Source organism: Tenacibaculum ascidiaceicola (assembly GCF_047470925.1).
In the GTDB taxonomy this organism is placed as follows: Bacteria; Bacteroidota; Bacteroidia; order Flavobacteriales; family Flavobacteriaceae; genus Polaribacter; species Polaribacter discolor.
Map to the genome: position 1 here is coordinate 62,582 of NZ_JAZKJP010000006.1, position 22,851 is coordinate 85,432.

Below are 22,851 nucleotides of genomic sequence, written 5' to 3' on the forward strand. Positions count from 1 at the left end.
TTGTGTCTTTATTTAAAGTAATACTAAATACAATTCCAAGACCAATATTAATTAAAGCTAGTTATTGGGCTCGCCCAGTTATTGCTTGGTGGCTAAAAGGTGATAATTTCACAGATCCTATTGATGGAAAATCATTTAAGAAATTTTTACCTTACGGTTACGGAAAACAACGTGAAAACGCACTATCTCCTTCTACCCTATCTCTAGAAAGACATCGTTTAATGTGGCTTTTCTTACAACAAGAGAGTAACTTTTTCTCCTCAGATAAAAAGTTAAAAGTATTACATATTGCTCCTGAGCAATGCTTTTTGGATGTTTTTAGAAAACAAACGAACTTAGAATATACTACTTCTGATTTAGAATCGCCTATAGCAGATGTAAAAGCAGATATTTGTGACCTTCCTTTTAAAGAAAATTCTTTTGATGTAGTATTTTGTAATCATGTATTAGAACACATTTCTGACGATACGAAAGCAATGCAAGAATTGTATCGTGTAATGAAAGTTGGTGGGTTTGGTATTTTTCAAATTCCTCAAGATTTATCTAGAGAAATTACTTTTGAAGACGATTCGATTACTGATCCAAAAGAGCGTGCAAAAATATTCGGCCAGTATGACCATGTTCGCGTATACGGTCGTGATTATTTTGACAAACTACGTTCTATAGGTTTTAAAGTTGATGAAATAGACTACACAAAAAAAATCGCTCCAGAAAAACTAGAACGATTTGCTTTAATGAAAGGCGAAATTTTGCCTGTATGTTATAAAAACTAGTTAATATACTCTGCTAACTCATTTGCTTCATTGTGATATAACAACACCACTTTCAACTCTGGATGTTTCTCTAAAAACGCTTTAGTTTTCTCTAAGCCCATTGCTAAAAAAGCAGTTGCATACGCATCTACATCAGCACAATCTCCTTTTAATCTAACCGACACACTTAGCAAGTTACTTTCCTCTGCCAATCCTGTCTTTGCATTTACCGTATGTACTATCTTTTTCCCTTCAGCATTTACCTTGTACTTTCTATAATTTCCAGAAGTTGCCATTGACTCATTATCCAATTCAATTACTTTTTGAATAGAGCGTGTTCCGTCAACATTTGGTTTCTCAATAGCTACCTTCCATAATTTTCCATCTTTTGTCCCTCTAGCTCTAATCTCACCTCCTATTTCTACTAAATAATCATGAATGTTTTTTGATTCTAAAAATCTTCCTACCACATCTACACCATATCCCTTAGCAAAAGCATTTACATTAAACTCTATATCTGAGCTTTCTCTATGAACTTTTCTATCCTTTAAAGAAACTTTATCAAACCCCACATGTTCCATTAAGACTGAAATTTCCTCGGTAGTTAGATTCTTTTTTTCCTTACCTGACCCAAATCCATAAGCATCAATCAACCTTCCAATTGTCGGATCAAAATAGCCATCAGTTTCTTTATAAATTCTTTTTGCTTTATCAAATACTTCAACAAACATATCGTCAACCACTACCGTAGTATCTCCCTGATTTATTTTTGAAATATCTGAAGTAGGCATGTATGTTGACAATGATTTATTTACCAAAACAAACAAACTATCAATAGATTTTTGATAATTAACAGTATTCAAATAAGTTATATGATAGGTAGTTCCAAAAACCGCTCCCTGTAGCTTAGTTATATTTTCTTTTTTTTCTTCTTTACAAGCTATTACTAACAATAATGAAACTACTAAAAGCGTTATCCTTTTAATCATCTTTAAAAATTTAGTCACAAAAATAATGCTTTCACACTTCATAAAAGATTGTTAATTCTCTTTTTTGTGTCTTCATTTTTATAAATTTGCTTAACTATTAATAAATACATCTAAAAAAATCAGAATAAAATGAGAAAAGTATTTTTATTCCTTACTGCTTCAATTTTACTAGCATCTTGTGCTTCTACAAAAGAGTTAGAAGCTATTAAAGCTAAACACGAACAGACAAAAGAAGAGTTACTAGCTGTAAAAGCCAACCTAACAAAATGCCTAGTTGAAAAAGAGAACTGTGAAGACAAAGCATTTTCTTTAGAGTCTAGAGTAACAGAATTAAAGAAAGATAAAGAAAATACGTTACAACAAGTTGAAAACTTAACTGTGTTAACTAAAGGTGCTAACGACAATATTAAAGAAACATTAGCTCAATTAAGCAAAAAGGACAAATACATCAATAAAATTAGAGAAGCTGCTTCTAAAAAAGACTCTTTAAACTTAGTGGTTGCTTTTCATTTAAAAAGAGAACTACAAGACGGTATTGATGATGAAGACATTGAAGTTAATGTTGAAAAAACAGTTGTATTTATTTCAATATCAGACAAATTATTATTTAAAAGCGGAAGCTACACTATTAACGACAAAGCTTCTAAAGTGTTAGAAAAAGTTGCAACTGTAGTTAACGGACAACCTCAAATGGATGTAATGGTAGAAGGACACACAGACAACACTCCTGTTGCTGCTGGATCAGCATTAAAAGATAACTGGGGGTTAAGTGTATTACGTTCTACTGCTATTGTTCGTGAATTACAAGGAAAGTACAATGTAGCACCAAGTAGATTAATTGCTGCTGGTAGAAGTAGCTATGTTCCTTTAGTAGAAAACAACAGTCCTGCTAACAAAGCTAAAAACAGACGTACGAAAATTATTATTTTACCAAGATTAAATCAATTCTTTGATTTATTAGATCAAAAGGTGGAATAATTTTTTTAACATATAATTTAAAAAGCGTGCTTTTTGCACGCTTTTTTTATACGCTTTACTTAGCTAAAACAAACAACATAAAAATTAAACTAACACGCTATTTGTCAATCAAATAATTAATCGTACATTTGCAGACCTTTTTTAAGGATTAAAATAAATTATTAATAAACAAAAACTAATCGTGTAATTATGAACACATTAAGTTACAAAACAGTATCGGCTAATAAAGCTACCGTAAACAAAGAGTGGGTTTTAGTTGATGCGGACGGGCAAACATTGGGTCGTCTAGCTTCTAAAGTTGCAAAACTTGTTAGAGGTAAGTACAAGCCAAATTACACTCCTCACGTAGACTGTGGAGACAACGTTGTTATTATCAACGCTGAAAAAATTAACCTAACTGGTAAAAAGTGGACAGATAAGTCTTACATCCGTCACACAGGTTACCCAGGAGGACAAAGATCATTAACTGCTACAGAAATGTTCGAAAAAGATCCTACAAGATTAATCGAAAAAGCAGTAAAAGGAATGTTACCTAAAAATAAATTAGGTAGTGCGTTATTCAGAAACTTATATGTTTACGCAGGTACAGAGCATGGTCAAGAAGCTCAAAAACCTAAAACTATTAACCTTAACGATCTTAAATAATTATGGAAACTGTACACAAAATAGGTAGAAGAAAAACAGCTGTTGCTCGTGTTTATGTTTCTCAAGGAAGTGGGAACATCACTATCAACAAAAGAGAGTTTAAAAACTATTTCACTACACCAACTTTACAATACAAAGTTCAACAACCTTTAATGTTAACTGAAAACTTAGAGGCTTACGACATTAAAGTTAACGTATACGGTGGTGGTGTTACTGGTCAAGCTGAAGCTATTCGTTTAGCGATTACTAGAGCATTAGTATCAATTAACGAAGAAAACAAAGCTGTATTAAAACCAGAAGGATTATTAACTCGTGATCCAAGAATGGTTGAACGTAAGAAATTCGGTCAGAAGAAAGCTCGTAAGAAATTCCAGTTCTCTAAACGTTAATATTTTACTGAACTTGTTTCAGTATTTAAATGTTTCGAGACTGTTATTTATAAATCAATTTTTAACAGTTTAGTATCTAAATATTTCAGACTTAATAACTACTGAAATATTGTGAAAACAGAACGTAAACACATTTATTAAAATGGCAAACATTCAAGAATTATTAGAAAGTGGTGTTCACTTTGGACACTTAACTAGAAAATGGAACCCTAACATGGCTCCATACATTTATACAGAGCGTAATGGTGTTCACATCATCGATTTGTACAAAACTTCAGCTAAAATTGACGAAGCTTCTGCTGCGTTACAAAAAATAGCTAACTCAGGACGTAAAATCTTATTCGTTGCTACTAAAAAGCAAGCTAAAGATATCGTTGCTGAAAAAGCTAAAGCTGTAAACATGCCTTACATTACTGAGCGTTGGCCAGGTGGTATGTTAACAAACTTCGTTACTATCCGTAAAGCCGTTAAGAAAATGACTTCTATTGATAGAATGAAGACTGATGGTTCTTTTGATGCATTATCTAAAAGAGAAAAATTACAAATTACTCGTCAACGTGAAAAATTAGAAAAGAACTTAGGTTCAATTTCTGATATGACTCGTTTACCAGGAGCTTTATTTGTAATTGATGTAAAGAAAGAACACATTGCTGTTGCTGAAGCACAAAAATTAAACATTCCAATCTTTGCTATGGTTGATACAAACTCTGATCCTAGACCGATTGATTTTGTAATTCCTGCAAATGATGATGCTTCTAAATCTATCGATAAAGTATTATCGCATGTAACTGATGCAATTGCTGAAGGCTTAACTGAAAGAAAAGCTGACAAGGAAAAAGCTAAAGCTGAAAAAACAGCTGACGCTCCAGCAAAAGAAGAAGCAAAATAATTTTTAATTTAAAGGTTTCATTACATTGGAACCTTTAAATTTTTACAACTTTGTACAACAATATATTTACAACTAAAAAATAACGATAGAAATGTCAGTAAAAATTAGCGCTGCAGACGTAAAAAAATTAAGAGAAACTACCGGAGCTGGTATGATGGATTGTAAAAAAGCATTAGTAGAAGCTGAAGGTGATTTTGATAAAGCTATTGAAATTTTACGTAAAAAAGGACAAAAGATTGCTGCTAAAAGAGCAGATCGTGAGTCTACTGAAGGTGTGGCAATCACTAAAATTAGCGATGACAACACATATGGTGTTGCTATCGTATTAGCATGTGAAACAGATTTCGTAGCTAAAAACGATTCATTCAAAGCTTTAGCGCAAGAATTTGTTGACATCGCTTTTAACCACAAAACAAAAGAAGAGTTCTTAGCTGCTGATTTTGGTGGTGTAACTGTTGCTGAAAAATTAATCGAGCAAACAGGAGTTATCGGTGAAAAAATAGATATCACTGCTTTCGAAAGAATTGAAGCACCATACGTAGGAGCTTATACTCACGTTGGTAAAATTGCTGCAATGGTAGGTTTAACTGCTGTTGTAGATAACGCTGCTGAGTTAACTAAAGACTTAGCTATGCAAGCTGCTTCAATGGGAGCTACTACTTTATCTTATAAAGATTTTGACCCTGCATTTGTAGCTTCTGAAACTGAAGCTAGAATTGCTGCTATCAAAAAAGATAACGAAGAATTAGTACGTTTAGGTAAAACTTTAAAGAACGTTCCTCAATTCGTTTCTCGTTTACAATTAACTGATAAAGCTATAGCTAAAGCTGAAGAAGAAGCTAAAGAACAGTTAAAAGCTGAAGGTAAACCAGAACAAATCTGGGACAAAATCTTACCAGGTAAAATGGAAAGATTTATCTCTGACAATACAACTTTAGATCAAGAACAATGTTTATTAGATCAAAAGTTTATTAAAGACGAAAAGAAAACTGTTGCAGAATATGTTTCTACTTACGGTGACGTTGAAGTTAAAAACTTCGTAAGAGTTACTTTAGGATAATTCTCGACAATCATATTATAAAACCATCCATTTTTGGATGGTTTTTTTTTATGTGTTAAAATTAGAATAAAAAAAATATGTAGCTTTGCACAACTTTCAACAAAACAAATGCAATACAAAAGAATTCTTTTAAAATTAAGTGGAGAGGCACTGATGGGTGAACGTCAATATGGTATTGACCCAAACAGACTTAAGGAATATGCCCAAGAAATAAAACAAGTTGTAGATAAAGGTGTAGAAGTAGCCATTGTTATTGGTGGTGGAAATATTTTTAGAGGAGTTGCAGGTGCAAGTCAAGGTATGGATCGCGTACAAGGTGACCATATGGGGATGTTAGCAACTTGTATTAACGGACTAGCTTTGCAAAGTGCCTTAGAAGATGAAGGAATACATACACGTTTACAGACAGCTATTGAAATTAAAGAAATTGCGGAGCCTTACATTAAACGTCGTGCTAATCGTCACTTAGAAAAAGGACGTGTAGTAATTTTTGGTGGAGGAACAGGAAATCCGTATTTTACAACCGATACAGCAGCTGTTTTAAGAGCTATTGAAATTAATGCAGATGCTATTTTAAAGGGTACACGTGTTGATGGTATTTACACAGCCGATCCAGAAAAAGATAAAGATGCTGTTAAATATGAAAACATTACCTTTAAAGACGTTATTGAAAAAGGCTTAAAAGTAATGGACATGACAGCTTTTACTTTAAGTGAAGAAAATAAACTACCAATTATTGTTTTTGATATGAACAAACAAGGAAACCTATTAAAGTTAGTTTCTGGAGAAAACATTGGAACAATAGTTGATAACGAATAAACCGAAAAGTTACCCTCAACTTATTTGAGGTATTATAAATACGAACAAAATGAACGAAGAGATTGATTTTATTTTAGATTCGACAAAAGAGGCGATGGACAAAGCCATTAGCCACTTAGAAAAAGAATTAGTAGGAATTAGAGCTGGTAGAGCAACTCCTGCTATGTTAAGTACAATTATGGTAGATTATTACGGTTCTCAAACGCCATTATCACAAGTAGCAAACGTAAATACTCCTGATGCTAGAACTATATCTGTTCAGCCATGGGAAAAAAATATGTTACAAGAAATCGAAAAAGCTATTATGCTTGCTAACATCGGTTTCAATCCAATGAATAATGGAGAAAACATTATAATTAATGTTCCACCATTAACCGAAGAACGTCGTAAAGGTTTAGCTAAACAAGCAAAAGCAGAGGCTGAACACGCAAAAGTAGGAATTCGTAATGCTCGTAAAGATGCTAACAACGAAATTAAAAAAGTTGATATTTCTGACGATATGAAGAAAAATGCAGAAGCTGAAGTTCAGAAGTTAACTGATGATTACGTAAAAATAATCGACGAAAAGTTTACTGTTAAAGAGAAAGAAATTATGACTGTATAATTTCTTTTAAGAAATAGTTAAAAAAGAGCGTCATATGACGCTCTTTTTTTCGTTTAATTAATTCATTTAGCATAACTTTGCTGAAATTTTTTTTGGATGACTTTTTGGACTAAAATCGCAGGGTTCTTATTGCGAAATCGTTACTTAGTTTTAATTACTATTGCTATAATTACAGGGCTTTTAGTCACTCAGATGAAATATATGCGCTTCTCCTATACAGAAGCCAACTTACTTCCTACCGATCATGAGGTAAATATTCAATACAACAAATTCTTAGAGATTTTTGGAGAAGAAGGTAATCTCATCATCTTAGGCGTAAAAGATTCTACAATATTTACACCTGCTAAATTTAATGCATGGAATAAACTTGTTAAAGATTTAGACAGCTTACCACAAGTAGATTTTACTGTTTCTGTTGCTGATGTTCAGCAATTAAAGGCCGATAGAAAAAAACGAAAGTTTGTCGTTGAGCCACTGTTTGAAAAAGCTCCATCTACTGACGAAGAAATTAAAAACATAAAAAAGCAACTTTTTGAGAAACTTCCTTTTTATAACAACTTACTATACAATGACAAGGGTACTTTACAAACAGCTATTTATTTAAATAAGGATATTGTAAACACTCCTATTCGTAAAGATTTTGTTTTTGATGTTTTAATACCAACTATAAAATCTTTTGAAAAAGACAATAAAATAGATGTTCGTGTTTCTGGTATGCCTTACATAAGGACCTTAAACTCTCAGAATATCACTGATGAAATGGGAATTTTTGTTATTGGTGCATTATTAATAACAGCTATTATCTTTTTCTTCTTTTTCCGTTCGTTTAGAGCTACATTTATTACGCTACTCGTAGTAAGTATTGGAGTAACTTGGGCTTTTGGTTTCATGGGATTATTCCGTTATGAAATTACCGTGTTATCAGCTTTAATTCCGCCTTTAATTATTGTAATTGGTGTACCAAATGCAGTTTTCTTAATAAACAAATATCAACAAGAAGTAAAAAAACACGGAAATCAAGCAAAATCATTACAGCGTGTAATTTCTAAAGTTGGAAATGCTACATTAATGACCAACATTACTACTGCTTCAGGTTTTGCAACTTTTATATTTGTTAAAAGTAGGCTAATGCGTGAGTTTGGTGTTTTAGCATCTGTAAACATCATTAGTATTTTTATTCTAGCATTATTAATCATTCCGATTATATACAGTTTTATGCCACTACCTGAAAAGAAACATTTAAACCATCTAGAGAAAAAATGGATGGGCAATGTTGTTTCTTGGATGGAACGTATGGTAAAAAAACAACGAATTGCTATTTACATTACTACAGTTTCCATAATCATTTTTAGCATGATTGGTCTATACATGATTCGTGTATCAGGAAGCTTGATTGAAGACATGCCTAAGGGAAAGCAGTTTTATAAAGATATTAAGTTCTTTGAATATGAATTTGGAGGAATTATGCCTTTAGAAATTTTAATTGATACTAAGAGAGAAAAAGGTGTTATGAAGCTTTCTACCTTAAAAAAGATGGAAAAGCTTAATGAAACTATTGAAACTTTTCCTGAATTATCAAAACCTATATCTGTTACAAATCTTGTAAAATACTCTAAGCAAGCCTATTACAACGGAAACCCTAAATATTATCAATTACCAACAAGTCAAGAGAAGAGTTATATTTTCTCATATACTAAAAACTCTGACAGTAATTCTGGTATGCTGAAGAACTTTGTAGATAGTACAGGACGTTACGCTCGCATAACTACGTTTATGAAAGATATTGGTACTGATAAAATGGACATTATCCAAGAGCGATTACAGGCTGTAATTAACAAACAATTTCCAGGTGAAAAATTTGACGTTTCATTAACAGGTAAAGCATTAGTATTTTTAAAAGGAACTAACTATTTAATTAAAAACTTGGTTATTTCACTATCGCTGGCCATCATATTAATTTCAATATTTATGGCGTGGATGTTCCGTTCGCCACAAATGATATTAATCTCACTAATACCTAATATGCTTCCACTACTAATTACAGGTGGGTTAATGGGATTCTTTGACATACCTATAAAACCTTCAACTATTTTGGTATTTAGTATAGCCTTTGGTATTTCTGTAGATGATACTATTCACTTCTTAGCAAAATATCGACAAGAATTGCTAGCAAATAACTGGAAAGTAAAATCCGCTGTTTACTCAGCTTTAAGAGAAACAGGAGTAAGTATGTTCTATACTTCTATTGTACTATTTTTCGGATTTTTAGTCTTTACGGTTTCAAGCTTTGGTGGTACTATCGCATTAGGAGGTTTAGTTTCTATTACATTATTGTTAGCCATGGTTTCAAACTTATTATTATTACCTTCTCTCCTACTTTCATTCGAGAAAAAAATAGCAAACAAAAAAGTTTTAAAAGAAACTAAGTTTAAAATATTACCTCCTAAAGAAGAAAAATAAGGCTAATATTAAGAATATTATGTTTAGTTTATAAATACTTGTTTTTCTATTAAACTTAGTAAGTAAAAGTTAACTCTTTATTCTTCGGTCTCTTTATTGCTAATTAACAGCAAAAAAGTATCTTTGCTTGATTTTATTGAAGATATAAAGACATGAAAAGAAGTAGCGTTAAAGATTTATTACAATCTGACAAATTTTTACAAGAAGTACACGTAAAAGGATGGGTAAGAACTTTTAGAAGCAATCGTTTTATTGCTCTAAATGATGGTTCTACTATTAATAATATTCAGTGTGTTGTAGATTTTGAAAATACCGACGAAACTTTATTAAAAAGAATAAATACTGGTGCTGCAGTTAGTATCCAAGGTACTTTGGTAGAAAGCCAAGGTAAAGGACAAACAGTAGAGATTCAAGTAAACAATTTGGAAATTTTAGGAGATTCAAATCCTGATGAATATCCAATTCAGCCTAAAAAACATAGTTTAGAGTTTTTACGTGAAAATGCACATTTACGTGTAAGAACTAACACTTTTAGTGCTGTAATGCGTTTACGTTCTGCATTATCATTTGCAGTACATCAGTACTTCCAACAAAACGGATTTTACTATGTAAATACTCCAATTATTACTGGTTCTGATGCTGAAGGTGCTGGTGAAATGTTTAAAGTAACTCAATTTGAAGCTAACAAAGCTCCTGTAAACGAAGAAGGTGAAATAGACTACTCTAAAGATTTCTTTGGAAAAGAAACTAACTTAACAGTTTCTGGTCAGTTAGAAGGTGAAACCTATGCCATGGCATTAGGTAAAATATATACTTTCGGTCCTACTTTTAGAGCAGAAAATTCAAATACAACACGTCACTTAGCAGAGTTTTGGATGATTGAGCCAGAAGTAGCTTTTAATGATTTAGATGCTAACATGGATTTATCTGAAGACTTTATCAAATACGTATTGCAATATGTATTAGATAATTGTAAAGATGATTTAGCTTTCTTAGATAATCGATTAGCGCAAGAGGAAAAAACTAAACCTCAAGCACAACGTAGTGAAATGGGCTTAATTGAAAAATTACGATTTGTTGTAGACAACAACTTTAAGCGTGTAAGCTATACAGAGGCTATTGACATTTTAAGAAACTCTAAGCCTAACAAAAAGAAAAAATTTCAATTCCCTGTTAACGAATGGGGGGTTGATTTACAATCTGAACACGAACGTTATTTAGTAGAAAAGCACTTTAAATGTCCAGTTATTTTATTTGATTATCCAGCAAATATAAAAGCGTTTTACATGCGTTTGAATGAAGATGGTAAAACAGTTCGTGCCATGGATGTTTTATTCCCTGGAATTGGTGAAATGGTAGGTGGATCAGAAAGAGAAGAGCGTTTAGATGTTTTAAAAGAAAAAATGGCTGAACTAAATATTCCTGAAGAAGAGTTATGGTGGTATTTAGATACTCGTAAGTTTGGTACCGCAGTACATTCTGGCTTTGGTTTAGGTTTTGAACGTTTGGTTTTATTTGCAACAGGAATGAGCAATATTCGTGATGTAATTCCTTTTCCAAGAACACCACAAAACGCTGAGTTTTAAAAAAATCATATAACTTATAAATATCAATCGTCATTCCTTTACGAATGGCGATTTTTTTTGTCCTATTTCATATCTTTGTATATATGCTAAAACAAAGTTTACATCAAAAATTACTTCAAAAATTATCTCCACAACAAATACAGTTGATGAAGTTAATTCAGTTGCCTACACAAGCTTTTGAAGAACGTTTGAAACAAGAAATTGAAGAAAACCCTGCATTGGATACAGGTAAAGATGAACCTGAAAATTTTGAAGACTCTTTAGCCAATGATGTTGATTATGACGATTCGGGTAATGAAAAAATTGATGCAGAAGATATAAATATTGATGAATATTTAAGTGACGATGAATACCCTAGTTATAAGACACAAACGAATAACTACTCTTCAGATGATGAGGATAAACAAGTTCCTTATGCAGCTGGTACTAGCTTTCATCAATCATTAAAAAATCAATTAAACACTTTTAGAATTGACGAAGAAGAACGTGCTATTGCTGAGTTTTTAGTGGGTAGCATCGATGATAGCGGATATATTCGTAGAGATATTATAGATCTTGTTGATGACCTAGCCTTTACCCAAAATGTTTTTACTACTGAAGAAAAGGTACAAGATGTTTTGGTAAATGTTGTTCAAAAGTTAGATCCTACTGGTGTTGGTGCTCTGAACTTAAAAGAATGTTTAATTATTCAATTAAAAGCTAAATCTGAGAATGAAAGTAGAGCATTAGCTATAAGAGTTTTAGAAGAAGCTTTTGATCATTTTGTTAAAAAACACTACAAGAAACTTTTAGAAAAATTCAGTATTTCTGAAGAACAATTAAAGGATGTTATTAGCGAAATAAGCAAACTAAACCCAAAACCAGGAAGTTCATACGCTGGAAATAATAAAATTGCAGAGCAAATAGTTCCTGATTTTTCAATAAAAATTATTGATGGCAACTTAGATTTAACTTTAAATTCTCGTAATGCTCCAGAATTACATGTTTCTAGAGAATATAACAACATGTTAAAGGGGTATCAGGACTCTAAAGAGAAAACTAAATCTCAAAAAGATGCTGTACTCTTTATAAAGCAAAAGTTAGATGCTGCAAAGTGGTTTATTGATGCTATAAAACAACGTCAGCAAACACTTTTAGTAACAATGAATGCTATTATGCATCGTCAAGAAGAATATTTTTTAACAGGTGATGAGCGTAAGCTTAAGCCAATGATCTTAAAAGATATTGCCGATGAGATTAGCATGGATGTTTCAACTGTTTCTCGTGTTGCAAGTAGCAAATATGTTTCTACACCTTATGGTACGAAGTTGATTAAGGAATTCTTTTCTGAATCTATGAAAAATGACCAAGGTGAAGATGTTTCAACCAAGGAAATTAAGAAAATTCTAGAAACAGTGATTAAAGAGGAAGACAAACGAAAACCTCTTACTGATGAAAAATTGTCAAAAATTTTAAAAGAGAAAGGGTATCCTATTGCAAGAAGGACTGTTGCCAAGTATCGTGAACAATTAGACATTCCTGTCGCTAGATTACGTAAAGAAATTTAATGCGTTGGCATAAATTCATATCAACAATTCTTCACCCTATTGTAATGCCTACTATAGGGATTCTTTTGTATTTCTTTCTTTCTCCAATAGGATTGAATAAGCAGCAACAATACACAATATTGGTTATAGTTTTTGTAGCTACTTATCTTATACCAATGCTTTTATTAGTTTTTTTAAAGTCTATTGGTTATATAAAATCATTTCGTGTACACAGTATCAACGAACGAAAATTTCCTATTTTCTTTATGATGACTTTATTTTTGATTTTAGGAAAAATGTTTGCAAGTATGAGTATTGTAAAGGAAATTAGCTACTTATTTTACGGGACTGTATTTGGTTTAGGATTTATTTACTTACTATTTCCTTTTAAGATTAAAGGAAGCCTTCATTTGTTATCAATGGGAGTAGCTGTTGGATATTTCTTATTATTTCAACAAATACAAGCTGTTTATGTGATTCCTGTAATTATATCGTTTATTTTCTTAGCAGGGCTTCTTGCAAGCTCTAGATTACACCTAAAAGCTCACACTGTTAAAGAAGTATATCTTGGTTTTTTTATTGGCTTAATAGCCCCTTTTATAGCTTATTATGCTTTATAGAAGATAAAAACTTAAACCAAGTTTAACTATTTTACTATTAATTGGCTTTCCGTTCAAGCTAACATCTTTAAACATTGGTGACAAACCGTAATATACATGAAAGTTAAATGTACCATAACCCGCGGATAAAGTTAATCCAGTTTGCCATTTGTTATATTTCTCAGCATTTGAAAAACTAACTTTTCCAGTTGGTAAATCGTATCGAAAACTATTACTTATGTTATAGGAAATCTTAATACCAGCATAAAAACGCCAAAATGAATAAGTATGTGCATCTGAAGACCTCCATCTAAACTGGATAGGCATTTCTAAATTATGAAGTTTTATTTTGTTGGATGTAATATCAGGATCAGTTTCAAACTCTTTAACACTACCATCTAACACTTTTAATCCATGATTAAATGAATCATAACTATAGCCTAAACCGAAAGCTATAGCTGTTTTTCCTTTACTATTGAAAGGTATATCTTTCATATATCCAGCTGCTAAACCATATGAAAAACCTGTTCTACCTATTTCTTCAGGCTGATCTTGTAATAAATTATAAGTAACATCAATATATAATTGATCTTCCCAATACTTATCACCTAACTGTAAAGAATCTTTCTGACTAAAAATATTTAAAGGCAGAAAAAACACAAAAAAACTTAAAATATACTTCATAGATAATTATCTAACGATAAATATACCTTTTTTGTATAAAAAAAGAGCAATCTAATGATTGCTCTTTTTGTTTTATTTAAAAGTAATTACTTCTTAATAACATCTCCTTTATGAGTAGATAAACTTAATTTAAGAGCGTTAACATCTCTTAACTTCTCACGAATATCGGCTAATGTACCTACACTCGATTCTCTATCTGCTTTTATAGAAGTTGTCATAAAAGGTACTTCTGCTTCAGAAACGTTATCTCTTTCAAGATAAATAAACGAAGGTACTTCATCTGGAGTAGCTATTTTGTCGTTTAACTGTATTCTGTTATATCCTGTACCATACTTTGGGTCTTTAGCTTTACCAACATAAATTGTACTCACTAAACTTTTACGCTCAAGTTTTTTTACTTCACTTGCACTTGGTAAACGAGGTGAATCAATTTGTAAATCTGTTTCTCTCATGGTAGTAGTTACCATGAAGAAGAATAATAACATGAAAACAATATCTGGTAAAGATGCCGTAGATACAGCAGGCAATCCTTTTTTCTTCTTTTTAAATTTAGACATACTCTATTGTTTTACTATTATTGAACATTTGTTGGGTCTGTATCAGAAATAATTTGAGGGTAACTCGCCTTAATATCTTCAACTTTCTTTCTTAATGACTCATCTTTTCTTGCGCTATCTTTAAAAGCTTGTTCTAATTCTGTAAAGCTCATACCATATTTTTCTTGGCATAATCTATTACGTAACTCTGTATAAGCTCTTAATAACTCATTTTGTACAGCAACATAAGTACCATACTCAGTACCTCTATCACTTTCAACAGAGATTACAGCTTTAGTTGGATGATCTGATGATTCAGGATCCTTATCACCTTTACAGTAATTACAAGTAGTTCCTGCTTCCATTCCTGGCATTGGGTTACCAATACCTCCACCATTATCAATAAATTTAATAGCAGCATCTTTTAAGTCTTTCAACTCCATTGCCTGATCTTCAACTAAAAGTTGATTATTTCGGTTAATGCTTACTTGAAAAATATTTTTCTCTTTAATAATTGGTGGCTTAACATCAGTTTTTTCAGCTAACTTTTTAGGGATACCTGAATCAACATCCATAGTTGTTGTTACAAGGAAAAAGATAAGTAGCAAGAAGGCAATATCTGCCATCGAACCTGCATTAATTTCTGGGTTTTCTCTTCTTGCCATATTAACTTACGATTTAACGATTCCTTTTAATAAATCCCAAACAAAGAATGCACCAGCAATTCCTCCTAGGATAATGCTGTATGTAATTCCTGTTCCTACCCATTTAGATGTACTTCCTTGAGCTGCTAATTCTCCTCCATCTGCTCCAATTACTTGTGCATCTGAAGACAAGAAATAAGATACAGCAAAAAGAACTGCTAATGCTAAAACACCTAATAATACCTTTTTTAATGCTGCAGGATTTTTAAACATACCCCACATTGAGGCTGCAACTGCTGTTACTACCACTCCAATCAATAACCAGTAAGAATAAGTTACTAAAGGAGAAACAGCACTTGATACTGCTTCTACATCTTCTTTATCTATTCTTGCTACATTTAAGAACAATGCAGCACCGATTAGTGAAATTGCAGCTACTAGTAATGTTAATATTTTACTATTCATATTGATTGATTATTTTTTATACTTAGCTAATAAATCGATTAAAGAGATAGATGCGTCTTCCATGTTGTTAACGATACTATCAATCTTCGAAATAATGTAGTTATAGAAAATTTGTAAAATAATCGCTACGATAAGACCAAATACTGTTGTTAATAATGCAATTTTAATACCACCTGCTACTACTGCTGGAGAGATATCGTTTGCTACAGCAATTCTATCGAATGCATCAATCATACCAATTACAGTACCCATGAATCCTAACATTGGTGCTAATGCGATAAATAAAGATAACCAAGAAACGTTTTTCTCTAATAATCCCATTTGTACTCCACCGTATCCTACTACAGCTTTTTCAGCAGCATCTAATCCTTCATCAGCTCTTTCTAAACCTTGGTAAAAGATAGAGGCAACAGGACCTTTTGTATTTCTACAAACTTCTTTAGCAGCTTCTACACCACCTGAACTTAATGCTTCGTCAACGCTAGCTACTAATTTTTTAGTATTAGTTGTAGCCATGTTTAAATAAATAATTCTTTCAATTGCAATAGCTAAACCTAATATTAAGGCTACCAATACAATTCCCATAAACTTAGGGTCTCCTTCAATAAAACGTTGCTTTAACTCTTGGTGAAAAGTTTTCTCAGCTTCTTGAGCATAAGTTGATTGAATAGCTCCTAAAAACATAAATCCTGTAATAGTTAGGATATTTACTACTTTTTTCATTTTGTTATAATTAATTTTAAATAGTTAACGGGTTAAAAATACAAATTTTACCATGAAAAACTTAATTTTTTATAAATAAGTGATTCTTTACTTGTACTTATTACGCTTTTAATTTTACAGAGTGGCAAGTAACAAAAAAATGTTGGTACATTAAAAAAAATCTATAGGATTTCTATTAACCACACCTTTTTTAACTCTTTTCTATAGTATTTCAAGCAGTTACAAACACAAAATTAACGATTTATTTACAAACTATGCCATTTCTCCTCTTAGGGGTGTTTGAAAATAATGCGTAAAATCTTCTTTTGAAAGCTTTTCTCCTAACAAATACATCATTTTTGCAATGGCTGTTTCTGTTGTAATATCCTTACCATCAACAATACCAATGCGTTTTAATTCTGAACTTGTTTCATAATGTCCTAAAATTACACTTCCTCCTTTACATTGAGTTACATTAACAATGTAAATTCCTTTGCTTACCGATTCCTCTAATAAATCAACAAACCATTTTTCAGTTGGTGCATTTCCTGATCCGTAAGTTTCTAAAATAATACCTTTTAAATCTGGGATATTCATAAAACTTCTCACTACAGACTCTGTAATTCCTGGAAACAACTTTAAAATAGCTACGTGATTATCAAGGTTCTTTCTTACTACTAAATCATTTTGATTCTCTTTAGACTTAAGTAATAATGGATAATTAAAGTTTAAATGCACTCCACTTTCTGCTAAGGGTGGATAATTCATAGAAGCAAACGCTTCAAATTGTTCGGCATTTATTTTTGTAGTTCTATTAGCTCTGTATAGTTTATACTCAAAATACAACCCTACTTCCTGAATAACAGGTTTACCATTTTCATAGGCTGATGCAACTTGTATAGATGTTATTAAATTTTCTTTAGCATCTGTACGTAAATCTCCAATAGGTAATTGTGATCCCGTAAAAATCACAGGCTTTTGTAAATTCTCAAACATAAAGCTTATTGCTGACGATGTATACGACATGGTGTCTGAGCCTGTTAACACTACAAATCCGTCAAACTTGTCATAATTATCAGAGATTATTTCTGCTATTTGTATATAATAGAACACATTCATGTTAGAAGAATCAATAGGTTCGTCAAACGATATCGTATTGATTTCACAATTAAGCTGCTGTAATTCTGGGATTTTACTTGATATTTGACTAAAATCAAACGCTTTTAATGCGCCCGTATTATAATCTTTAACCATACCAATAGTTCCGCCTGTGTAAACTATTAAAATTTTAGGTTGATTTGCCATTTTGACATTTTTTTATACCGTTAATAATTTGGAATAATTTATGTTGTAAATTTAACCAACAAAAATGATACAAAATTTTAAAACTATATAGATTATGATAGGATTTTATATTCTAATTGGTATTATATCTCTTTTCAGTTGGTTAGTTAGTAATACGTTAAAAAGCAAGTTTAAAAAATACTCTCAAGTTCATTTACGAAATGGAATGAGTGGTGCTGAAATTGCTCAAAAAATGCTAGTTGACCATGGAATCTCTGATGTACAAGTAATTTCTACACCAGGTAGATTAACAGACCATTATAATCCACAAAACAAAACTGTAAACTTAAGTGAGGCTGTATACAACCAACGAAATGCCGCCGCCGCCGCAGTTGCTGCACACGAGGTTGGACATGCGGTACAACATGCTAGAGCCTATCAATACTTACAAATGCGTTCTAAACTGGTACCAATGGTAAGCATTACCTCACGCTTTTCTCAATGGATGGTAATTGGTGGTATCGCTTTTGGTGCTGCTTCTGGTAGTACGGGTATTGGTTTTTATATAGCACTAGCTGGTTTAGCTTTTATGGCTTTAGGTACTATTTTCAGCTTTATAACCTTACCTGTTGAATATGATGCAAGTAATAGAGCCTTAGATTGGTTAGAGAATAAAAGCATGGTTACTCGTGAAGAATTAGCTGGATCTAAAGATGCTTTAAAATGGGCTGCAAGAACTTATTTAGTTGCTGCTTTAGGTTCTTTGGCCATGCTTTTATATTGGGCTTTACAAGTTTTAGGTAATAGAGATTAATTTTCAGTGTATTATATACACAACAGTTTAAAAATGTAACAACGAATAAAAACCCATTTTGATTTTATCAAAATGGGTTTTTATTATTCTCTTTTCTACGGTCTTTACTCTAAAGACTAGTCATTAAGTTTCAGTACTGCCATAAACGCCTGCTGTGGAATTTCTACATTACCAACTTGACGCATACGTTTTTTCCCTTTCTTTTGTTTTTCTAATAATTTACGCTTACGAGAAATGTCTCCTCCATAACATTTTGCAGTTACATCTTTACGTAAAGCTTTAACCGTTTCACGGGCGATGATTTTTGCACCAATAGCAGCTTGAATAGGAATATCAAATTGTTGACGAGGAATCAATTCTTTTAGCTTCTCACAGATACGTTTTCCAATTGAATACGCATTACTATCATGTAATAAAGCTGAAAGTGCATCAACTATTTGTCCGTTAAGTAACATATCTACACGAACTAATTTCGATTTTTGCATTCCTATTGGATGGTAGTCAAACGACGCATAACCTTTAGACACGGTTTTTAATCTATCATAGAAGTCAAAAACGATTTCTGCTAATGGCATATCAAATATTAATTCAACTCGCTCTGGAGTTAAATAGGTTTGATTTACAATCTGTCCTCTTTTTTCAATACAAAGTGACATTACTTGTCCTACAAAATCAGCCTTGGTAATAATTGAAGCTTTAATAAATGGCTCTTCTACTCTATCTAATTTTGATGGATCTGGTAAATCTGATGGGTTATTTACTATAATAACTTCATCAGGGTTTTTCTTCGTGAATGCATGGTAACTTACGTTAGGAACCGTAGTAATTACCGTCATATTAAATTCACGCTCTAAACGCTCTTGAATAATTTCCATGTGTAACATCCCTAAGAATCCACATCGGAAACCAAAACCAAGTGCTGCTGAACTTTCTGGTTGAAATACCAACGAAGCATCGTTTAACTGGAGTTTTTCCATCGAAGCACGAAGCTCTTCATAATCTTCAGTATCTACTGGGTAAATTCCTGCGAATACCATTGGTTTCACATCCTCAAACCCTTCAATTCTATCTGTAGTTGGATTTGCAAAATCTGTAATAGTATCACCTACCTTTACTTCTTTTGCTGCTTTAATCCCTGTAATTAAATACCCTACATCACCTGTTTTTATTTCGTTTTTTACAACTTGACTTAATTTCAAAGTTCCTACCTCATCTGCTCCATATTGTCTACCAGTAGCCATAAACTTTATTTGTTGATTCTTTTTGATAGAACCATCAATTACTCTAAAGTAAGTTTCAATCCCTCTATATGAATTGTATACTGAATCAAAAATCAATGCTTTTAAAGGTGCATCAGGATTTCCACTAGGCGCAGGAATTTTTTCAATAATGGCTTTTAAAATATTATCTACTCCAAAACCTGTTTTTCCACTTGCATGAATTACATCTTCAGGTTCACATCCTAATAAATCTACAATATCATCCGTTACTTCTTCAGGATTAGCTGAAGGTAAATCTACTTTATTTAATACTGGAATAATTTCCAAGTCATTTTCTAAGGCTAAATATAAGTTAGAAATCGTTTGTGCTTGGATACTTTGTGCAGCATCCACAATTAACAACGCTCCTTCACAGGCTGCAATAGAACGAGAAACTTCATAAGAAAAATCTACGTGACCTGGAGTATCAATTAGGTTTAGTATATAATCTTCACCTTCATAAACATAGTCCATTTGAATGGCGTGTGACTTAATGGTAATTCCACGCTCACGTTCTAAATCCATGTTATCAAGTAACTGATTTTGTTTTTCACGCTCAGTAACTGACCCCGTATAGTCTAACAATCTATCTGCAAGGGTACTTTTACCATGGTCAATATGTGCAATAATGCAAAAATTTCTAATGTTCTTCATCAATATAAAGTTTCTCAAGCCATTTCTAGATATGCAACATAAACTTTTGTTTACTCAATACCTATCATGGATTCATTCGTCGTAATTCTAACTACTTGTAATTTGCAAAGATACTTTATTTGCAGGCTACTACAAACAAAATAAATAGCGAAAATTAAACATCATTTTTAACTTATTTAACTAAGTATACCACCACATATACCTAATCCGATTATCAGATATAAAACCGCTAGTATGTAAAATATTTTTGAGGCTGTTTTACTTTTTTTTCTAATAGCTGCTCCAATAACAGCTAGTAACACGGGTGGACCAAACATAATTAAACCTATAATTACGAATAAACCTGAAAGATCGCCTACTTCTAAAAACACCATATCCTTTTTCTTATATTTCTTGTCTTAACTTTTCTAAATATTCTTTTTTGTAATCCCTGTAAAAGAGATTCATTGTCTCAAAAGGAATAATTTTATTGTCTTTATCGACTATATGTACACATGATTTTTTTACCGCTCGTACATCAAAATTATAAGCATCAATAAATTGCATGATTATAACTCTAAATAAATTATCATATCCTAACTCTGGCGCATCAATATTTGGCAAACAACACATAATAGATTTTAAATTTTCTTCAGCCACTTCAACAGAATTCCCTGTACTAAATAAGTCTATCATTTTTCCATGCAAGGCTTCATCTTGCTCGTAAATAATCGTGTTTTTACTATTATCTAATAAGTCATTTGGATTAATATAGCGTGTTAACGGAAACACTTCTCCTCCCAACTTAAGAGCATACCCCATTACCAAAGCATCAGGGTTACAAGGTACTGGAATTAAATCGTTAGTATTAAAAACATCAGTTTGTTCCATGATTTTTCTTCTGACTTCTGTAAGCGTCATTCTATCTGTTTCTGGATTAAAACTTTCTAATCTTCCCGCTATTTGTGTTGGTTGAAAAGTAACACCACGAACACATTTTTGTTGTAAAGCATAATCAATTACTTTACCTATTTCATGGTCATTTAGTCCTTTTTGAAGAGTAACTACCAAGGTTGTTGATAGATTTAACTTATTCAAGTTTTCGAGCGCTTGTTTACGAATTTCATTCAAATCTGCTCCTCTCAACTCTCTCAATACACTATCTTCAAAAGAATCGAACTGTAAATATACTTCAAAATCTGGCGTATACGTTTTCAAACGTTCTGCAAAAGCAAGATCTTTAGCTATTTTTATTCCGTTTGTATTTAACATTAAATGCCTAATTGGAAGCGATTTTGCGTAATCTAAAATTTCCCAAAACTGTGGATGTATAGTTGGTTCTCCTCCGCTAATTTGTACCACATCTGGTTCTTTCTCATTTTTCACCACAGCATCTAACATCGCTTTTACTTCTTCTAAAGTTCGGTGGCGTCCATAAGTAGGTGATGAGCCAGCGTAACAGGTAGGGCAAGTTAAGTTACACCTGTCCGTAACCTCAACAACAGTCAAGCACGAATGTTGTTCATGATCTGGACACAAACCACAATCGTAAGGACACCCATAATCTGTTTTTGTATTAAACGTATAGGGCATCTCACTAGGTTTATTGTAATTTCTGATATTTTTATAATATTCAATATCATCTGCTATTAACACTTTTGAATTCCCATGTTCTCTACAGCGTTTAAGCATATACACCTTGTCATCTTCAAAAACAATTTTGGCATCTACTCTTTTTAAACATTCAGGACACAAGCTCAATGTAAAATCATAGTAGTTATATTTTCTTTCTGGCATTTTTTATTTTTTGAATTATAAATTTCTTGTAATATACATAACAAACTATACATAGTATTTGAATAGTACTTAACCCTAACACAAAAAAGGTATTCGGTTTTAAAAACTCTATACAAAAGCGAAAACCAAAGTATGCCAACATAAAAAACTTAAAAAATTCTCCTGATTGTAAAGTATGGCGTTCTTGTATAATTTTTAAACAAAAAAACACCCCTATTAAAAACACCAACTCATATAATGCAACTGGATGTCTTAACACTCCATCACCTAAATCCATACCTAAAAAAGAAGTAGTTTCAATTCCATAGGTAAACTCATTTGTTCCTGAAAGAAAACACCCTATTCTCCCTATAAAAATTCCAGCAATTATAGGAAACACAAACAAATCACCAGATGATTTTGTTTCTCCTATTATTTTTTTTGCTAATTCTACCCCTATTAAACCGCCAAATAAGCCTCCCATAATAGTTTTTACATTTAATAATTGAATGACGTTTTTTGCTGAAAAAGTTACTAAAGGATTTTCTAACACTCCAACTAATCGAGAACCAATAAAAGCTCCTACAGCAGCTCCTAAAATAATTGACAATCTGTTATTGGAAGAAATATAATCTTTCCTTTTCTTACGTAAGAAAACATAATAACGAAAAGCTAAAAAGAATGCTAAATATTCTAAAATAAGATGAATATTAACCGTGTAACCGAACAAAATGGGCTCAAAAGGCAGTTTCAATAAA

The 22,851-nt window shown here is 32.0% G+C and carries 24 protein-coding genes; 13 read left to right on the plus strand and 11 right to left on the minus strand.

The annotated features are described in order from the left end of the window. Nucleotides 1-2 precede the first annotated feature (2 nt). Nucleotides 3-773 (plus strand): class I SAM-dependent methyltransferase, encoded by a 771-nt coding sequence (locus tag VBY68_RS07295; protein ID WP_121146249.1) that lies wholly within the window; start codon nt 3-5, stop codon nt 771-773. Here VBY68_RS07295 and VBY68_RS07300 read toward each other — a convergent pair. Next, the gene (locus VBY68_RS07300) at nt 770-1,741 is read right to left on the minus strand and encodes an FAD:protein FMN transferase (protein WP_241210174.1); all 972 of its coding nucleotides are present in this window, start codon (nt 1,739-1,741) and stop codon (nt 770-772) included. The genes VBY68_RS07295 and VBY68_RS07300 overlap by 4 nt on opposite strands. Before the next feature lie 129 nt (nt 1,742-1,870). On the opposite strand from VBY68_RS07300, the gene VBY68_RS07305 reads away from it, so the two are divergent. From VBY68_RS07305 to VBY68_RS07355, 11 genes are all read left to right on the plus strand, one after another. Then, nucleotides 1,871-2,719, plus strand: coding sequence for an OmpA/MotB family protein (locus VBY68_RS07305; RefSeq protein WP_099215745.1), 849 nt, complete (start codon nt 1,871-1,873; stop codon nt 2,717-2,719). 189 nt (nt 2,720-2,908) lie between these two features. Beyond that, complete coding sequence (gene rplM, locus VBY68_RS07310) at nt 2,909-3,364, plus strand: 50S ribosomal protein L13 (protein WP_099215744.1); 456 nt, start codon at nt 2,909-2,911, stop codon at nt 3,362-3,364. A 2-nt stretch (nt 3,365-3,366) separates the two neighbouring features. Further along, on the plus strand, nt 3,367-3,753 hold the full coding sequence (gene rpsI, locus VBY68_RS07315; RefSeq protein ID WP_028892298.1) for a 30S ribosomal protein S9: 387 nt from the start codon (nt 3,367-3,369) through the stop codon (nt 3,751-3,753). Between the two features lie 142 nt (nt 3,754-3,895). Further along, nucleotides 3,896-4,642, plus strand: coding sequence for a 30S ribosomal protein S2 (gene rpsB / locus VBY68_RS07320; RefSeq protein WP_099215743.1), 747 nt, complete (start codon nt 3,896-3,898; stop codon nt 4,640-4,642). Between the two features lie 91 nt (nt 4,643-4,733). Further along, a complete protein-coding gene (tsf, locus tag VBY68_RS07325) occupies nt 4,734-5,702 on the plus strand; it encodes a translation elongation factor Ts (RefSeq protein WP_415269347.1) in 969 nt (322 codons plus the stop codon). Nucleotides 5,703-5,810: 108 nt separating this feature from the next. Next, nucleotides 5,811-6,521 (plus strand): UMP kinase, encoded by a 711-nt coding sequence (pyrH, locus tag VBY68_RS07330; protein WP_099215740.1) that lies wholly within the window; start codon nt 5,811-5,813, stop codon nt 6,519-6,521. Nucleotides 6,522-6,570: 49 nt separating this feature from the next. Further along, entirely contained in the window at nt 6,571-7,125 is a 555-nt protein-coding gene (gene frr, locus VBY68_RS07335; RefSeq protein WP_099215739.1) for a ribosome recycling factor, read from the plus strand. Nucleotides 7,126-7,221: 96 nt separating this feature from the next. Beyond that, complete coding sequence (locus VBY68_RS07340; protein ID WP_415269348.1) at nt 7,222-9,585, plus strand: efflux RND transporter permease subunit; 2,364 nt, start codon at nt 7,222-7,224, stop codon at nt 9,583-9,585. A 152-nt stretch (nt 9,586-9,737) separates the two neighbouring features. Then, a complete protein-coding gene (asnS, locus tag VBY68_RS07345) occupies nt 9,738-11,171 on the plus strand; it encodes an asparagine--tRNA ligase (protein WP_099215737.1) in 1,434 nt (477 codons plus the stop codon). Nucleotides 11,172-11,254: 83 nt separating this feature from the next. Then, nucleotides 11,255-12,718 carry an RNA polymerase factor sigma-54 gene (rpoN, locus tag VBY68_RS07350; protein ID WP_121146253.1) on the plus strand — a complete coding sequence of 488 codons (1,464 nt, stop codon included), beginning with the start codon at nt 11,255-11,257 and terminating at the stop codon, nt 12,716-12,718. After that, on the plus strand, nt 12,718-13,317 hold the full coding sequence (locus VBY68_RS07355; RefSeq protein ID WP_415269349.1) for a hypothetical protein: 600 nt from the start codon (nt 12,718-12,720) through the stop codon (nt 13,315-13,317). Before rpoN ends, VBY68_RS07355 begins: the two co-directional genes overlap by 1 nt. Here the strand turns inward: VBY68_RS07355 and VBY68_RS07360 are convergent. The 6 genes from VBY68_RS07360 to VBY68_RS07385 all read right to left on the minus strand — a co-directional run bounded on the left by VBY68_RS07360 (nt 13,312) and on the right by VBY68_RS07385 (nt 17,632). Next, the gene (locus tag VBY68_RS07360) at nt 13,312-13,980 is read right to left on the minus strand and encodes a porin family protein (RefSeq protein WP_415269350.1); all 669 of its coding nucleotides are present in this window, start codon (nt 13,978-13,980) and stop codon (nt 13,312-13,314) included. The genes VBY68_RS07355 and VBY68_RS07360 overlap by 6 nt on opposite strands. Nucleotides 13,981-14,066: 86 nt before the next feature. Further along, entirely contained in the window at nt 14,067-14,537 is a 471-nt protein-coding gene (locus tag VBY68_RS07365) for an ExbD/TolR family protein (RefSeq protein ID WP_099215733.1), read from the minus strand. 17 nt (nt 14,538-14,554) lie between these two features. Beyond that, complete coding sequence (locus tag VBY68_RS07370; RefSeq protein WP_047789989.1) at nt 14,555-15,181, minus strand: ExbD/TolR family protein; 627 nt, start codon at nt 15,179-15,181, stop codon at nt 14,555-14,557. A 6-nt stretch (nt 15,182-15,187) separates the two neighbouring features. Continuing rightward, nucleotides 15,188-15,625, minus strand: coding sequence for a hypothetical protein (locus tag VBY68_RS07375; protein WP_099215732.1), 438 nt, complete (start codon nt 15,623-15,625; stop codon nt 15,188-15,190). Between the two features lie 9 nt (nt 15,626-15,634). Next, nucleotides 15,635-16,348: a MotA/TolQ/ExbB proton channel family protein gene (locus VBY68_RS07380; protein WP_121146257.1), complete on the minus strand. Its 714-nt coding sequence runs from the start codon at nt 16,346-16,348 to the stop codon at nt 15,635-15,637. Nucleotides 16,349-16,600: 252 nt separating this feature from the next. Then, nucleotides 16,601-17,632, minus strand: coding sequence for an asparaginase (locus VBY68_RS07385; RefSeq protein WP_415269351.1), 1,032 nt, complete (start codon nt 17,630-17,632; stop codon nt 16,601-16,603). Between the two features lie 94 nt (nt 17,633-17,726). On the opposite strand from VBY68_RS07385, the gene VBY68_RS07390 reads away from it, so the two are divergent. Then, entirely contained in the window at nt 17,727-18,425 is a 699-nt protein-coding gene (locus VBY68_RS07390; protein ID WP_415269352.1) for a zinc metallopeptidase, read from the plus strand. Between the two features lie 116 nt (nt 18,426-18,541). Here VBY68_RS07390 and lepA read toward each other — a convergent pair whose 3' ends face one another. The 4 genes from lepA to VBY68_RS07410 form a co-directional block, all read right to left on the minus strand. Next, nucleotides 18,542-20,338, minus strand: a complete 1,797-nt coding sequence (gene lepA / locus VBY68_RS07395; protein ID WP_047789984.1) for a translation elongation factor 4 — start codon at nt 20,336-20,338, stop codon at nt 18,542-18,544. A 176-nt stretch (nt 20,339-20,514) separates the two neighbouring features. Then, nucleotides 20,515-20,712 carry a hypothetical protein gene (locus VBY68_RS07400; protein ID WP_099215724.1) on the minus strand — a complete coding sequence of 66 codons (198 nt, stop codon included), beginning with the start codon at nt 20,710-20,712 and terminating at the stop codon, nt 20,515-20,517. 10 nt (nt 20,713-20,722) lie between these two features. After that, on the minus strand, nt 20,723-22,114 hold the full coding sequence (locus tag VBY68_RS07405) for a radical SAM protein (protein WP_415269353.1): 1,392 nt from the start codon (nt 22,112-22,114) through the stop codon (nt 20,723-20,725). After that, nucleotides 22,095-22,847 carry a prolipoprotein diacylglyceryl transferase gene (locus VBY68_RS07410; RefSeq protein WP_415269354.1) on the minus strand — a complete coding sequence of 251 codons (753 nt, stop codon included), beginning with the start codon at nt 22,845-22,847 and terminating at the stop codon, nt 22,095-22,097. The genes VBY68_RS07405 and VBY68_RS07410 overlap by 20 nt, the downstream gene beginning before the upstream one ends. Between the last annotated feature and the right edge of the window lie 4 nt (nt 22,848-22,851).

Excerpts from the sequence above, each read along its gene's own strand:
- VBY68_RS07390 (WP_415269352.1), top strand. The coding sequence starts at position 17,727 with ATGATAGGATTTTATATTCTAATTGGTATTATATCTCTTTTCAGTTGG.
- rpoN (WP_121146253.1), top strand. The coding sequence starts at position 11,255 with ATGCTAAAACAAAGTTTACATCAAAAATTACTTCAAAAATTATCTCCA.
- VBY68_RS07305 (WP_099215745.1), top strand. The coding sequence starts at position 1,871 with ATGAGAAAAGTATTTTTATTCCTTACTGCTTCAATTTTACTAGCATCT.
- tsf (WP_415269347.1), top strand. The coding sequence starts at position 4,734 with ATGTCAGTAAAAATTAGCGCTGCAGACGTAAAAAAATTAAGAGAAACT.
- VBY68_RS07400 (WP_099215724.1), bottom strand. The coding sequence starts at position 20,712 with ATGGTGTTTTTAGAAGTAGGCGATCTTTCAGGTTTATTCGTAATTATA.
- VBY68_RS07365 (WP_099215733.1), bottom strand. The coding sequence starts at position 14,537 with ATGTCTAAATTTAAAAAGAAGAAAAAAGGATTGCCTGCTGTATCTACG.
- VBY68_RS07300 (WP_241210174.1), bottom strand. The coding sequence starts at position 1,741 with ATGATTAAAAGGATAACGCTTTTAGTAGTTTCATTATTGTTAGTAATA.
- VBY68_RS07375 (WP_099215732.1), bottom strand. The coding sequence starts at position 15,625 with ATGAATAGTAAAATATTAACATTACTAGTAGCTGCAATTTCACTAATC.
- asnS (WP_099215737.1), top strand. The coding sequence starts at position 9,738 with ATGAAAAGAAGTAGCGTTAAAGATTTATTACAATCTGACAAATTTTTA.
- lepA (WP_047789984.1), bottom strand. The coding sequence starts at position 20,338 with ATGAAGAACATTAGAAATTTTTGCATTATTGCACATATTGACCATGGT.
- rplM (WP_099215744.1), top strand. The coding sequence starts at position 2,909 with ATGAACACATTAAGTTACAAAACAGTATCGGCTAATAAAGCTACCGTA.
- frr (WP_099215739.1), top strand. The coding sequence starts at position 6,571 with ATGAACGAAGAGATTGATTTTATTTTAGATTCGACAAAAGAGGCGATG.
- VBY68_RS07380 (WP_121146257.1), bottom strand. The coding sequence starts at position 16,348 with ATGAAAAAAGTAGTAAATATCCTAACTATTACAGGATTTATGTTTTTA.
- VBY68_RS07385 (WP_415269351.1), bottom strand. The coding sequence starts at position 17,632 with ATGGCAAATCAACCTAAAATTTTAATAGTTTACACAGGCGGAACTATT.
- rpsB (WP_099215743.1), top strand. The coding sequence starts at position 3,896 with ATGGCAAACATTCAAGAATTATTAGAAAGTGGTGTTCACTTTGGACAC.
- VBY68_RS07340 (WP_415269348.1), top strand. The coding sequence starts at position 7,222 with ATGACTTTTTGGACTAAAATCGCAGGGTTCTTATTGCGAAATCGTTAC.
- VBY68_RS07355 (WP_415269349.1), top strand. The coding sequence starts at position 12,718 with ATGCGTTGGCATAAATTCATATCAACAATTCTTCACCCTATTGTAATG.
- VBY68_RS07370 (WP_047789989.1), bottom strand. The coding sequence starts at position 15,181 with ATGGCAAGAAGAGAAAACCCAGAAATTAATGCAGGTTCGATGGCAGAT.
- rpsI (WP_028892298.1), top strand. The coding sequence starts at position 3,367 with ATGGAAACTGTACACAAAATAGGTAGAAGAAAAACAGCTGTTGCTCGT.
- VBY68_RS07405 (WP_415269353.1), bottom strand. The coding sequence starts at position 22,114 with ATGCCAGAAAGAAAATATAACTACTATGATTTTACATTGAGCTTGTGT.
- pyrH (WP_099215740.1), top strand. The coding sequence starts at position 5,811 with ATGCAATACAAAAGAATTCTTTTAAAATTAAGTGGAGAGGCACTGATG.
- VBY68_RS07360 (WP_415269350.1), bottom strand. The coding sequence starts at position 13,980 with ATGAAGTATATTTTAAGTTTTTTTGTGTTTTTTCTGCCTTTAAATATT.